The sequence below is a fragment of the Paraburkholderia rhynchosiae genome, from assembly GCF_002879865.1.
Lineage (GTDB): Bacteria > Pseudomonadota > Gammaproteobacteria > Burkholderiales > Burkholderiaceae > Paraburkholderia > Paraburkholderia rhynchosiae.
This window is the reverse complement of the sequence record NZ_PNXY01000004.1, coordinates 136,554-149,345: the sequence shown is the minus strand read 5'-3', so window position 1 is coordinate 149,345 and position 12,792 is coordinate 136,554. Positions and strand designations below refer to the sequence as shown.

Here is a 12,792-nt window from a genome sequence, read left to right as displayed (position 1 = left end):
TGCAACGTCCCGCTCAGTCCGGAATCTTTTCGATGTCTTGCAGCCAGACCGTTGCCTCGCTATCGCTCGGCGCGCGCCAGTCGCCGCGCGGCGATAGCGAGCCGCCCGAGCCGACCTTCGGCGCATTGGGAATGCACGAGCGCTTGAACTGGCTCGTGCGGAAAAAGCGATCCGCGAATATCGCGAGATTGCGCTTGATGTCGGCCAACGTGTATTCGTTGCGCGCCATCTTCTCGCCCGCGGGCCACACGCCGCGCTCGCGATCGCTCCATGCGCAAAGCGCGAGAAACGCGACCTTCGACGGCGTAAAGCCAAAGCGCAACAGGTAATACAGATTGAAGTCCTGCAATTCGTACGGGCCGATCACGCTTTCGGTTTTCTGGTCGATGACCTTATCTACTTTGCCCGGTACGAGTTCCGGGCTGATGTCGGTGTCCAGAATCTGCTCCAGCACACGCGAGCCCGCGTCGCCGACCTGGCCGGATTCGGCGACCCATCGGACGAGATGGGTAATCAGCGTCTTGGGCACGCTCGCGTTCACGCTGTAATGCGACATGTGATCGCCCACGCCGTATGTACACCATCCCAGCGCCAATTCGCTCAGGTCGCCCGTGCCTATCACGATTGCTCGATGGAAATTGGCGAGCCTGAAAAGATGGCTGGTGCGCTCGCCCGCCTGCACGTTTTCGAACGTGACGTCATATTGCTTCTCACCCGAGGCGAAGGGATGGTGCAGATCCTTGAGCATTTGCAGGCAGCCAGGGCGTATGTCGATTTCTTCCATGGAGCAGCCCACAGCCTGCATCAGATCTTTCGCTTGCTGGAGTGTACGGCTGCTGGTCGCGAAGCCCGGCATCGTATAACCGAGGATGTTCGAGCGCGGCAGCTTCAATCTGTCCATGGCTTTTGCGCAGACGAGCAGTGCCTGAGTGGAATCGAGCCCGCCCGATACACCGATCACGACTTTGGAAATATTCGTTGCGCCCAGTCTTTGAAGGAGCCCTTGCACCTGAATGTTGTAGACCTCGGCGCAGCGTTCGTCGCGCGTCGCGGGATCCGACGGCACATAAGGGAAGCGGTTGATCGTGCGCGCAAGCGGCAGATGCTCCGTGTCCGGCAGGGAAACCGGCACGCTGACCGCCTGGAATTTGCCGACCTCGTGCGCGTGGCGGCGCGTCGAGTGGCCGAAAGTCGTTTGCCGCATTCGCTCGCGCGATAGTCGTTCGAGATCGACGTCGCCGTAAATCACATGAGAGGTGTCGAGAAAACGCTCGGATTCCGCGAGCAATTCGCCATTCTCGTAGATCAGGGCCTGGCCATCCCACGCGAGATCGGTCGTGGATTCGCCACGGCCCGCCGACGAATACAGATACGCTGACAAACATCGCGCCGATTGCTGTCCCACCAGTTGATGCCGATAACCCGACTTGCCTATCACGATGTTGGATGCCGACAGATTCACCAGTACCGTTGCGCCGGCGAGCGCGGCGAATGACGAAGGCGGCACGGGCACCCACACGTCCTCGCATATTTCGATGTGAAAGCGAAAGAGCGGCACGGCGGGAATGTCGAACAGCAATGACGCGCTGAACGGCGCCTGCTGTCCGCATAACGTCACTTCTGTAGACGAGGCGTTCTCCGCCGCGCTGAATTGCCGGGCTTCGTAGAACTCGCCGTAGTTCGGTAGATAGCTTTTCGGCACCACGCCGCACAACTTGCCGTTCGAAATGACCAGTGCGCAATTGAACAGCTTATGGTCGATCTTCAGCGGCGCGCCAATGACGAGTACCGCGGGAATGGTCGTTGACGCCGCAATGATGTCGCCGATTGCCGCTTCGCATGCGTCGAGAAGCGCACGCTGATGGAACAGGTCGTCGCACGTATAGGCAGATAGGCCCAGTTCGGGAAACGCAACCAGCACCGCGCCTTTTTGCGCGGCTTCACGAGCGAGTTGAAGTGTTTGCTTTGCGTTGAACTGCGGATCGGCGACGCGGCACACCGGCACAGCAACTGCGACACGCGCGAAATCGTGACTGTAGAGATTGAAAAATGATCGCGTCATGGTGCGCGCCTCACATTCGGCAACTGGTTGAAGTAATACTCGACCCGCGAGAGCGCGTAAAGCGCGGCGCGTTGCCTGATGGTCGTGCGGTCGCCGTCGAACACACGCGTTTCGCTGAACATGTATTCGCCGTCGCGGCGTTTATAGCGCCACGCAAAGCATTGCGTACCCGGCGCGAGATTCGTGCCTTTCGGTGGCGGACCCGCGAGCCCCGTGTTCGCGACCGCGATGTGAGCCGAGCATGCTTCCAGTCCAAACACGCCGGTGGCCATCTCTCTGGCAACGGCCTCGCTCGTCAAGCCGTGCTCTTCGATCGTCTGCGCTTGCACGTTCAGCACGCCGCATTTGCCGGATGGCGAGTACACGACGAATCCCATGTCGAGGCATGCGCCGCTGCCCGGTACATCCGCGATGAGCGATGCGATCAGGCCGCCGGTGCACGATTCCGCGGTGGCGATCACGAGACCGCGCGACGAGAGAAATCCAACCACGCTGCGGGGAATGTTCATTTTGCGTCCTCGTCTATTCAGGTGTAGCACTCATTTCAATGCGAGCAAGTGCGATACCCGTTGCGGGGGGCGTGCATCTGGCGGCACGGCAATTGCTCGGCAGGATGGTCCCTTCATCGGGACGCCATGGTTGTTTGTTCCGTTCGGCTCGCCAATCGGCGAGCCGTTTTTTTGGGTGAACTGCCTCTTGGCATTCATGTGCCATACCGCTCCAATCGGTACAGCGTTTGCTGTTTCTGCTTCGCACGCGATGGAAAAGGAGGCGACGCCCATGATGTTCCCGACAATTGTTATCAATCGTGAGGACCCGTCCTCCACCGACGCGCAGACGTTGCTCGACGAATTGAGCGCCACGCTTGCACTGTTCACCGGCGATGGCGGACAGAGCCGCTTTTCCATTCGCGACGTCGCACTGGAGCGCTCGCGTTTTCTGGTCGCGAGAAGCGGTGCGGCAACGCCCCTCGGCTGCGGCGCCTTCCGGCCACTGGGCGAGCATATCGCCGAGATCAAGCGCCTATATGCGCGTCCCGGCGCGGAGGGCGTGGGCGGCGCGATTCTCGCGCGGCTCGAGAAAGACGCCGGACAGCTCGGCTACCTGGCTTTGTGGCTTGGGACGCACGTGAAGAATCGCCGCGCTATCGAGTTCTACGAGAAGCACGGCTTTCATCGCATTGCGCCGTATGGGCCGTATGTGAGCAAGGCGCAATGGTGCTGCTTCGAGAAGCGTATCGATGGCCAGGCGCCCGATAACCAGCGCAAGGCGACAATGCGCGATGCCTGAAGCATTGGCGCCTGCGTAAAGAGCGCCTCGCCGGTTGTGCGCGATTTACCGCGTTACTTGTGCAATTTTTGACGCAACGATTGAATGTCGTTCGCGGTCACGGGCCGGGCGTCGTTGCCCCATGAAGCGCGAATCCACGAAAGCACGGATGCCATTTGCGCATTTGTGAGCGTTTGAGCGAAGCCCGGCATGGCCTGGCGCGGCGGTCCGCTGATAGTCGCGGGGCTGTTGCCGCCTTCCACCATCAGGCGAATCAGCGATGTCGTGTCTTCCGTGATCACTGCCGGATTGCCCGCGAGCCGAGGAAACACATGAGGCACGCCCGCGCCTTCCACACCGTGACATTGCGCGCAGAACGAGATATAGACACGCGCGCCCACAGATTCGGGCGCGTCAATGCGATTCCCATTGCGCGTCGGCAAATCGGGCTGCGCATGCGGGTCGTAATGTCCCGACGGCTTTTGCGCGGGCAGAGACTTCAGATAATGCGCTATTGCTAGCGCATCTTCGTCGGTCAGATATTGCGTGCTGTCTTCCACTTGCTCGACCATCGAACCGAACGCGGAAACGCCCGCACCGTGGCCCGTCTTCAGAAAGGCAGCGAGATCTTTTTCGCCGATGCGTCCGAGGCCTGAGCCTGAATCGCCAGTGAGATTCGGTGCGAACCAGTTGTCATTGACGCCACCCGTCAGGTATGCGGACGACGATTCGTCGTAGCCGCGTTCCTGATAACCCGGGCCACGAGGCGTGTGGCATGCGCCGCAATGGCCGGGGCCTTGCACGAGAAACGCGCCGCGATTCCATTGAGCGTCGCGTCCGGGCTTCGGCTGATACGGCTCTTTCGGTGCGAACACGAGTTGCCAGAAATAGAGCGTCCAGCGCTGATTGAACGGGAACGGAACCTTGATCGGCGGCACCGGTTGGGAAACAGGCTTTACGGCGTGCATGAAATAGACGTAGAGCGCACGCATATCGTCGGCGGACATTTTCGAAAACGACGCATACGGCATGGCCGGATAGAGCCGCTTGTTGCCAGGCGAGACACCCTCGCGTACCGACCGCTCGAAATCTTCGTAGCTGTACGCGCCGATGCCGTAGCGGCGGTCCGGCGTAATGTTGCTGCTGGTGATCGTGCCGAACGGCGACGTAAGTCCGAGGCCGCCCGCATAGGCTTGCCCGCCGACGGCAGTGTGGCAGCCCGCGCAATCCGACGCTTTCGCGAGATACTCGCCGCGCGCGACGAGCGCGGCGTCCACCGCGCCCGACGGTTGGCTCCTGACGCGCGGCGCAAGCACTGCGCAGAGTATCGCGGCACCGTACAGCGCCAGATGTTTGAAGTGCCGCGTCATGAACCACTGTCCCGGCGCGCGGCCAGCGCATTCGGTATGAACGTCACGGGCGCGCGGTGCATCAGCCAGCGAGCGCCCGTTGCGAGCGCCGCGATCAGATACGCGAGACCGCCGGGCACCCACATCACGAGTCCGCCGAGCTGCTGGTCCTGCAACGGATCGAAGCCGAGCGCCGACGTGGGCTCGATATACGCCGGATACCAGAGCCCCGGCGCGAGCGTCAGTAACGCGCCGAGCGCGCCGGTGTGGACCATCGTCGTGAACAGCGACAACATCGCGTAGCCGCTTTGATCGCGCCGCGTGCCTTCCCCGAAGACGACCCACCAGAACAGCAGCGCGCTCAGCAGGAAACTCGCGTGCTGCAGCGTATGAATGACGGGAGACGCAAGCGCCGCTTCGAAAAGGCGCGGCATATGCCACGCCCACAATGCGGCCGCATGCAGCAGCCAGGCGACGGCCGGCGCGCACAGCGAGCGCCACAGACCACGCAACGCCGGCGTGCGCACTGCGGCCGCTATCGCATGCCGCGACGCAGGCCGGAACGCCCATAGCCAGACGGCGAGCGGTCGGCCAAGCACGAGAAGCGGAGCGGCGACGAGCATCATCAATTCATGCTGGACCATATGCGCGGAAAAGAGCGCGGCGCTCAATGCATCGAGTGGCGAATCCAGCGCGGCCACGAGCGTGAGCCATCCGAGTACAAAGGCGCTCAGTCGGCGAACTCGAATAGCGCGGCCACGTCTGCTGCGTGAGCACAGGCGCCGATAGCCCGCCACATATAGCGCGAGACTCAGGATCAGCAAAGCGACGACCCATGGCTCGAATGTCCAGCGCAGCGCAGGTGGCGCGCTTCGCTCGGCAGCGGTCAGCACATGCGCTTGCGCGCAGACAGGAGCGCAAGCCGTGACGAACGCCGCGGCGAAAGCGGGTAGACGGGTCGTCGACATGTTCACTGCACGCAGGGAGAAATGAGCCATTGCGGTATCCACATTGCGACGAGCGCGAGCGTCGAAATCATGCCGATCCAGGTGGCCGCGCATGCGAGCATCGCGGGCCGCGCGGGTAGTGCGGGCGCGCTCGCGGGAGCAATCGCGTCGGCTTCGCGCCAGCGGTGCCACGCGAGCAGCGTCGCGACCATCGAAAACAGCAGCGCCGTGCCCGTCACGCTGCCGAGAGGCAGGAGGGTTCGCCACGCGCACGAGGGCGTGACGAGTGCATAGTCGGCGCTCAGCGCGGCGAGTACCGCGGAGGGCGCACCAAGGAGCGCAAGCCAGGTTCGCATGGCAACCTCCATCACAACCGTGGAGCGAGATAGATCACCGCGTAGATCGGCAACCAGCTCAGTACGACGAAATACCAGTACAGCGCGTTCTCGCTGACATCGACAAAGCGTTTTCCTTCGAACGGGCCGGTGAACAACAACACGGCGAGCACTGTGGTATCCACGGCGTCGGTAATGAGGTGCGTGGTGTGCAGGCCGAGCAGCAGCCATACGACAGAACCATAGGCGTTCGTGTACCAGCTCACGTTCAGCGCCGCGAATTCGAAGCCGCGCAGGACCAGAAACACCAACGCGAACAGCAGGCATACCGAGAGCCACAAACGCGAGCGGGCGCGTTCCTGGCGGTCGGCGGCCCGCTTGGCGAGCTGATTCGGCCACATGCTCAACATCAGGATCACGGTGTTGGCGGTGCCCCACACCAGCGCAGGCGGCGCCGCGTTGAGCGGCCAGTTCGCGGTGAGGCCGCGCAGATAGAAGTACGCCATCGCGGCGATGGCGAACACAGTGCCCTCGATCAGCATCAGACACACAGTGCTCCACCACATGAGGCTCCGATGTCCGAAGCCGAAGCTCGGCAGATAGCGCACGTCGAGCATCAACGCAGGCGCGGCGCCGTCGTCATTCGACGCCGTGTTCAAGGGCACTTTCCGGAGCTCCGTCATGGCCGTTGCTCCAGTTGAAGCGCCCGCTTATTCTGGCCGCGATTGGGCCAGAACCAGCCGATCAACGCGATGGTGACCGGCACCGAGCCCCACACCACGGCCCACGGCGAAAAGATCGAGCCGATGAACAGCACGGTGGTCGCCACCGCGCTGACAAACGGCCAGATGGATGGCGACGGAAACAGCAGACGCAGGTCGGGCAGCGCATCGAGCGCGGTAGTCGACAGAACTTCGCGCGACTCGGCTGCGAGGCCACTGACATTTGCCGGCTGCGCGCCCGGTTCCCATAGTGGATCGCGTCCGTGAACCACCGGCAGTGCGTCGAAATTGTGCGGCGGCGGCGGACTCGCGGTGCTCCACTCGAGCGTGCCCGCGCCCCACGGATCAGCGCCCGCCACTTCGCCATGCCGGTAACTATGCAGTGCATTGACGATGAAAATCAGCACGCTCACGCCGATCGTCGCAGCGCCGATCGTGGCGGTCAGATTCATGCCGTCCCAGCCCATGCCGCCAGGATAAGTCCACACGCGGCGCGGCATGCCGTGCAGGCCGAGTAGATGCATCGGAAAGAAGGTAACGTTGAAGCCGATAAAGAACAGCCAGAATTGCAGGCGCCCCAACGTCTCGTTCATCAGACGGCCGGTCGCTTTCGGATACCAGTAGTGGAACGCGCCGAATAGCGGAAATACCGCTCCGCCGAGCAGCACGTAATGCAGATGCGCGACCACGAAGTAGGTGTCGTGTACTTGCAGATCGAGCGAAACCGAGCCGAGCATCACGCCCGTCATGCCGCCGAGCACGAGAATAAAGAAGAAGCCGAGTGCGAACCACAGCGGTGTCTTCAGATTAAGGCGGCCGGTCCACAATGTTGCGATCCAGCAGAAGATCTGCACGCCGGATGGAATGGCGATCATCAGACTGGCAGCGGTAAAAAAGCTCTTGCCGAGTGCCGGAATACTCGTCGCGAACATGTGATGCACCCACAGACCGAAGGCGAGAAACGCGGTCATGATCAGCGCGAGCACCATCACCGGATAGCCGAAAATCGGGCGGCGCGCAAAAGTGGGAATGATCGACGAGAGGAATCCGAGCGGCGGAATGAAGATCAGATACACCTCGGGATGGCCGAAGAACCAGAAGAGGTGCTGCCATAACAGCACGTCGCCGCCGCGCGCCGCGTTATAGAAATGCGTGCCGACGAGCCGGTCGAGAATCAACGCAGTGCTGCCGAGCATCACTGCGGGCATCGCGAATAGCACCATGAATTGCGTGATGAGCGTAGCCCACACGAATAGCGGCATGCGATTGAGCGACATGCCCGGCGCGCGCATCTTGAAGATCGTCGCGATCAACACGACCGCTTCGAGCAGCGCCGAAAGTTCGGTGAACGTAATCATCTGCGCCCAGATGTCGATGCCTTTGCCTGTCGAATAATCGGGACCGGCGAGCGGCACATAACTGAACCACCCTGCGTCGGGACCGGCGCCGAGAAAGAACGCGACGTACAGCGTCGCGCCGCCGAACAGGAATACCCAGTACGCGTATGCATTCATTCGCGGAAAGGCGACGCTGCGCGCGCCGATCATCAGCGGCACGAGCCAGGTGGCGACGGCCTGCATGATGGGCACGGCGAACAGAAACATCATCGTGGTGCCGTGAATCGTGAAAAGCTGGTTGTACAGTTCCGGTCCGATGAGACGATTGCCGGGCCGCGCGAGTTGCAGGCGCATCGCGAGCGCGAGCAGGCCGCCCAGCAGAAAGAACACGAACGTCGTGATCACGAAGCGCCGCGCGACGGTCTTATGATTGATCGCGGAAAGCCGGCCGAGCCATCCGGGCGGGTCGCTCCACGTGCGCGCAAGGGCGTCGACGACCTGCGGCCCGGCGGCGGGGCCGTCCACCAGATGGCGTATAGCGCGGCCCGAAGCGGCATGATGTTCACTCATTGAAGGCTTCCGATCCATGCGACGACAGCATCGAGGTCTTGCGGCGAAAACTGGTTCGCCGGCATCGTGGTGCCGGGCTTCATGCTGCCGGGCGCCTTGATCCAGGACTCGAGATTGGCGCGCGTGTTTTCGAACGTGTTGGCGGCGAGCATCGGGCGGCTCATCACATGCGTGAGATCGGGGCCGAGCACGCCTTGCGCAGACGTGCCTCGCACTGTGTGGCAACCGGCGCAGTTGCCGCTCATGAACAGGCGCTCGCCTTGCGCCTGGAGCGCGTTGGCCGGTTGCGGCGCGGGCAGGCGCTGACGCGCGACCCACGCGTCGTATTCGGCGGGCGGCTCCGCGACGACCGTGAAAGCCATCAATGCATGTTCGAGGCCGCAGAATTCGGCGCATTGTCCGCGATAAGTGCCGGCGCGGTCGGCACGAAACTCGATCGTCGATTCGCGGCCGGGAATCATGTCCTTCTTGCCGTGCAGGTTTGGCACCCAGAACGTATGGATCACATCGTCGGCTTTGAGCGAGATCACGATGGGCCGTCCCACCGGCACGTGCAGTTCGTTCGCGACCGCGAAGCCGCCGCCGGGGGACTCGTCGGCGTAGCGCGCTTCCCACCACCATTGATGCCCGGTCATCTGCAGATGAACCGCGTCGGCAACAGGCAGCCGCGACAACGCGCGGTCGGTCATGATGTCGGCAAGCAGCAGGCCGAACAGGAGGAGCACGGACACGATCGACGCGCCGCTCACGACGCGGCGCACGCGTCTTTCCGGACGTTCGAGGGAGCCCAGGTCGGGTCGGGCATCGCGGTTCACGCGCGGCGCGCGCGTCATCGCGAGCAGCAGCGCGATCAGCACGGCCGCGAACACCAGCGAGCAGACTGTCAGCGTGAGAGTCCACAGCCCGAAGATGTGCGACGCCTGCACGCCCGCCGGACTGAGCGCATCATGGGCAGACTCTGCATGGGCGCAAAACGTCAGGCCACAGCAACCGGCGCCGCCGAGCCAAAGCGGAAGCGGGCCGCGCAGCAGCTTGTGTGCAGCGCCTGGCAGGCGGCGTCGAGGTGCGTGGCCTGTTTGCATACTTCCGCGCGGTGGGTTCGGGATGGGGCGTTTGCGACAAGGTAGCAATCGGCGTACCTACGGGTTCCCAAACGCTTACGTCCAGCGGAAGCGGCCCTTACGGAAACACCGCTTCATATCGCGCGCGTTCGCTAATAAAATGTCGCAATACGCATAAAGCCCAAAGGCGGTGACATTTAAAGGCTTTGCGTGCAAGACAATACGGAACAACAGAAGAAAATACGCGGTGCGCCGTTCCCGGCGCATTAAATTGCAGACTAGGTCGTCGGCCTATTCTCCATGGAGCAGGTTAATGGCGCATGCATACGAGCCCGATGACATCATCCAGAATTGGGCCAACATCTGGATTCAATCTTTGCGCGACTATGCGGTGATCGGCCTGTCCGAAGATGGCCGCATCCGATCGTGGAATCAGGGCGGCGAGGCCATTCACGGCTTTGGCGAAGAGGAAGTCATCGGCCAGCCGCTAGATATCTTCTATACCCCCGACGAGCGCGCCAAGGGCCTTCCTCAAACAGCGCTCGCTACCGCGCGACGCGAAGGGCGCTTCGAGAGCGAAGGCTGGCGCCTGCGCAAGGACGGCAGCCCATTCTGGGCAAGCGTGGTTCTCACAGCGCTGCGTTCGGGCGACGGCGCACTGCTCGGCTTCGGCGAGATCGTGCGCGATATGACCGACAAGAAGACGGTGCACGACGCGGTGCTCGAAAGCGAACGGCGCTTTCGCCTGCTGGTCGACGGCGTGACCGACTACGCGATTTTCATGCTGTCGCCGGAAGGCATGGTGACTAACTGGAATTCGGGCGCGCGCCGCATCAAGGGCTACGCGGCGAGCGAAATCATCGGCTCGCATTTTTCGCGGTTCTATACACCGGAGGACGCCAGGACCGGGCTGCCGCAGCGCGGCCTTGCCGCGGCCGCGCGCGATGGCCGCTTCGAGGCGGAAGGCTGGCGCGTGCGCAAGGACGGCTCGCGTTTCTGGGCGCACGTCGTGATCGACGCAATTCGCGACGGGGGCGCGCTGGTCGGATTTGCAAAGATCACCCGCGACATCACCGAGCGCATGGAAGCCAATCGTCTGCTGGAAGAGACCCGCGTCGCGCTGGTGCAATCGCAAAAGATGGAAGCCATCGGCAAGCTGACCGGCGGCGTCGCGCATGATTTCAACAACGTCATGCAGATTCTGCGCGGCAATCTGGAACTGCTGGAAAGCCGGCATAAACGCGACGGATGGACTCGCGAGCGCCTCGACAAGGCGATCGACGCCGTCGAGCGCGGCGCGAAGCTCGCGTCGCAACTGCTCGCGTTCGGACGCCAGCAGCCGTTGCGGCCCATCGTCATCAATCTCGCCGCCGCGATTCGCGGCATGGACGACCTGCTGCGCCGCGCGCTTGGAGAAACCGTTGAGATCGAAACGGTGGTGGCAGGCGGCCTGTGGAATACCCTCGTCGACGTGCATCAGATGGAAAACGTGATCCTGAATCTCGCGATCAATGCACGTGACGCGATGAAGGACGGCGGCAGGCTCACCATGGAAGTGTCGAACTCGATGCTCGACGATCAGTACGTTGCAGGCGTTCCGGATGTGCCCGCCGGTCAATACGTGATGCTCGCCGTGACCGATACGGGCACGGGCATGCCGCCAGAAGTCGTGCAGCGCGCGTTCGATCCATTCTTTACGACAAAACCCGAAGGGCAGGGCACGGGCCTCGGGCTCAGCATGGCCTACGGCTTCGTGAAGCAGAGCGGCGGCCACATCCGGATTTACAGCGAAGTCGGGCTCGGCACGACGGTCAAGATCTATCTGCCGCGCTCGACCGAAGAGGCGGTCGAAACGCCGGCCGCGCCTCCCGTGACGCTGCTCGGCGGCACCGAAACGATCCTGGTGGTGGAAGACGATCAGGAAGTGCAATCGACCGTGGTCGACACGCTCACGGGGCTAGGCTATAGCGTGCTGAAGGCGAACGACGCGGAGCAGGCTCTCGCGGTGATTCGCAGCGGCGTGCATATCGATCTGCTGTTTACCGACGTGGTAATGCCGGGCCCGCTGCGCAGCCCGGCCATGGTTGCGCAGGCAGTGCAGTTATTGCCGCGTATGAAGGTGCTGTTTACATCGGGCTACACGCAGAATGCGATCGTTCACGGCGGCCGGCTGGACCCGGGCGTCGAATTGCTGAGCAAGCCGTACAGCCGCGAACAGCTCGCGTACAAGATTCGCCAGATACTCGGCGCTCCTCCACTCACCCGCAACGGTCACGGCGCGCAACCCGAAGTGCATGCCGCGGCAGTCACGCGCCTGCGCATACTTCTCGTTGACGACGATCTGGAGACGTCCGAGGCGATCGGCGAATTGCTGAAGTTGCTAGGCCACGAGCCGGCGCTTACGGATTCGCCGCAAGAAGCGCTGCGCATGCTCGAAGCGCAACCATGCGATGTGCTGATCACCGATCTGTCGATGCCGGCCATGTCGGGCCTCGAACTGGCGCGCCGGGCCGCGCAATTACGGCCCGCGCTGCGCGTCATTTTTGCATCGGGTCACGAAATGCCGCCGGTCAACACACTGCCGTTTCATTGGGGAGCGCTTCGCAAGCCCTATAGCATGGATGAATTGAGCGCCATGCTGCGCGGCTTCGATCAATAGTGGGCATGCAACTACTCGCTGCGGCCGCGGGGATCGGCGGCAATCCGCTGAACTTCCCGGCCAGCATCCGCTCATAAACGCCGAAGTGGAAATCCACTTCCTCCTGTGTGACGACCGTCACGAAGATACGGACTTGCGACGGCATCATGCCTGGCACGCTGGCAATCGCCGTTTCGAGTTGCGGGGCGCAAGGCCGGTCGTCGGCAGAGGTTGTCCCTACCGATAGTCGTACGTTTTTTCCTCTCGCACTGCAACATCCATGGGCCGCGCTCGTGCGCTCCTGTTGTTCCCGATCGCAATGCGTGTGACGTGCACGGCGGTTCGCAGTCCTTCGGTGCGAAAGCCCCTTGGCGAGCGCAGACGTACGCGATGCCGTGCCAGGAGTGAGCCGGTCTGAATCGAATTCCATGCCTCATTCTCCGACACGTTTTGATCTCGCACGACTATATGGTTTCGCATCTACTTTTCAAGGCAAAAAATT

10 protein-coding genes and 1 pseudogene are annotated in these 12,792 nt (G+C 62.4%); 2 read left to right on the top strand and 9 right to left on the bottom strand.

The window, feature by feature from the left end:
- Positions 1–13: 13 nt before the first annotated feature.
- Positions 14–2,062: an NAD(+) synthase gene (locus C0Z16_RS07245; protein ID WP_102631488.1), complete on the bottom strand. Its 2,049-nt coding sequence runs from the start codon at positions 2,060–2,062 to the stop codon at positions 14–16.
- Positions 2,059–2,571 (bottom strand): CinA family protein, encoded by a 513-nt coding sequence (locus C0Z16_RS07240; protein ID WP_102631487.1) that lies wholly within the window; start codon positions 2,569–2,571, stop codon positions 2,059–2,061. Before C0Z16_RS07240 ends, C0Z16_RS07245 begins: the two co-directional genes overlap by 4 nt.
- A gap of 271 nt (positions 2,572–2,842) precedes the next feature.
- Here C0Z16_RS07240 and C0Z16_RS07235 point away from each other — a divergent pair, with 271 nt between their 5' ends.
- Entirely contained in the window at positions 2,843–3,352 is a 510-nt protein-coding gene (locus C0Z16_RS07235; protein ID WP_102631486.1) for a GNAT family N-acetyltransferase, read from the top strand.
- Positions 3,353–3,405: 53 nt separating this feature from the next.
- Here the strand turns inward: C0Z16_RS07235 and C0Z16_RS07230 are convergent, their stop codons facing one another.
- From C0Z16_RS07230 to coxB, 6 genes are read right to left on the bottom strand one after another with little or no spacing between them, the layout of a single operon-like run.
- Positions 3,406–4,701, bottom strand: coding sequence for a c-type cytochrome (locus C0Z16_RS07230; protein ID WP_102631485.1), 1,296 nt, complete (start codon positions 4,699–4,701; stop codon positions 3,406–3,408).
- Positions 4,698–5,678, bottom strand: coding sequence for a cytochrome c oxidase assembly protein (locus C0Z16_RS07225; RefSeq protein ID WP_102631484.1), 981 nt, complete (start codon positions 5,676–5,678; stop codon positions 4,698–4,700). The genes C0Z16_RS07230 and C0Z16_RS07225 overlap by 4 nt, the downstream gene beginning before the upstream one ends.
- Positions 5,651–5,983, bottom strand: coding sequence for a hypothetical protein (locus C0Z16_RS07220; RefSeq protein ID WP_102631483.1), 333 nt, complete (start codon positions 5,981–5,983; stop codon positions 5,651–5,653). Before C0Z16_RS07220 ends, C0Z16_RS07225 begins: the two co-directional genes overlap by 28 nt.
- A gap of 11 nt (positions 5,984–5,994) precedes the next feature.
- Positions 5,995–6,645: a cytochrome c oxidase subunit 3 gene (locus C0Z16_RS07215; protein ID WP_102631482.1), complete on the bottom strand. Its 651-nt coding sequence runs from the start codon at positions 6,643–6,645 to the stop codon at positions 5,995–5,997.
- A complete protein-coding gene (ctaD, locus tag C0Z16_RS07210; protein ID WP_102631481.1) occupies positions 6,642–8,591 on the bottom strand; it encodes a cytochrome c oxidase subunit I in 1,950 nt (649 codons plus the stop codon). The genes C0Z16_RS07215 and ctaD overlap by 4 nt, the downstream gene beginning before the upstream one ends.
- The gene (coxB, locus tag C0Z16_RS07205; protein ID WP_102631480.1) at positions 8,588–9,673 is read right to left on the bottom strand and encodes a cytochrome c oxidase subunit II; all 1,086 of its coding nucleotides are present in this window, start codon (positions 9,671–9,673) and stop codon (positions 8,588–8,590) included. Before coxB ends, ctaD begins: the two co-directional genes overlap by 4 nt.
- 292 nt (positions 9,674–9,965) lie before the next feature.
- Between coxB and C0Z16_RS07200 the strand changes: the two genes are divergently transcribed.
- The gene (locus tag C0Z16_RS07200) at positions 9,966–12,311 is read left to right on the top strand and encodes a hybrid sensor histidine kinase/response regulator (RefSeq protein ID WP_102631479.1); all 2,346 of its coding nucleotides are present in this window, start codon (positions 9,966–9,968) and stop codon (positions 12,309–12,311) included.
- A 31-nt stretch (positions 12,312–12,342) separates the two neighbouring features.
- Here the strand turns inward: C0Z16_RS07200 and C0Z16_RS38655 are convergent.
- Positions 12,343–12,720: pseudogene (locus tag C0Z16_RS38655) on the bottom strand (hypothetical protein); the annotation flags it as partial.
- Positions 12,721–12,792 lie beyond the last annotated feature (72 nt).

Bases quoted from the DNA above. Each gene is read 5' to 3' on its own strand.
- C0Z16_RS07245 (WP_102631488.1), bottom strand. From the start codon at position 2,062: ATGACGCGATCATTTTTCAATCTCTACAGTCACGATTTCGCGCGTGTC.
- C0Z16_RS07240 (WP_102631487.1), bottom strand. From the start codon at position 2,571: ATGAACATTCCCCGCAGCGTGGTTGGATTTCTCTCGTCGCGCGGTCTC.
- C0Z16_RS07235 (WP_102631486.1), top strand. From the start codon at position 2,843: ATGATGTTCCCGACAATTGTTATCAATCGTGAGGACCCGTCCTCCACC.
- C0Z16_RS07230 (WP_102631485.1), bottom strand. From the start codon at position 4,701: ATGACGCGGCACTTCAAACATCTGGCGCTGTACGGTGCCGCGATACTC.
- C0Z16_RS07225 (WP_102631484.1), bottom strand. From the start codon at position 5,678: ATGGCTCATTTCTCCCTGCGTGCAGTGAACATGTCGACGACCCGTCTA.
- C0Z16_RS07220 (WP_102631483.1), bottom strand. From the start codon at position 5,983: ATGCGAACCTGGCTTGCGCTCCTTGGTGCGCCCTCCGCGGTACTCGCC.
- C0Z16_RS07215 (WP_102631482.1), bottom strand. From the start codon at position 6,645: ATGACGGAGCTCCGGAAAGTGCCCTTGAACACGGCGTCGAATGACGAC.
- ctaD (WP_102631481.1), bottom strand. From the start codon at position 8,591: ATGAGTGAACATCATGCCGCTTCGGGCCGCGCTATACGCCATCTGGTG.
- coxB (WP_102631480.1), bottom strand. From the start codon at position 9,673: ATGCAAACAGGCCACGCACCTCGACGCCGCCTGCCAGGCGCTGCACAC.
- C0Z16_RS07200 (WP_102631479.1), top strand. From the start codon at position 9,966: ATGGCGCATGCATACGAGCCCGATGACATCATCCAGAATTGGGCCAAC.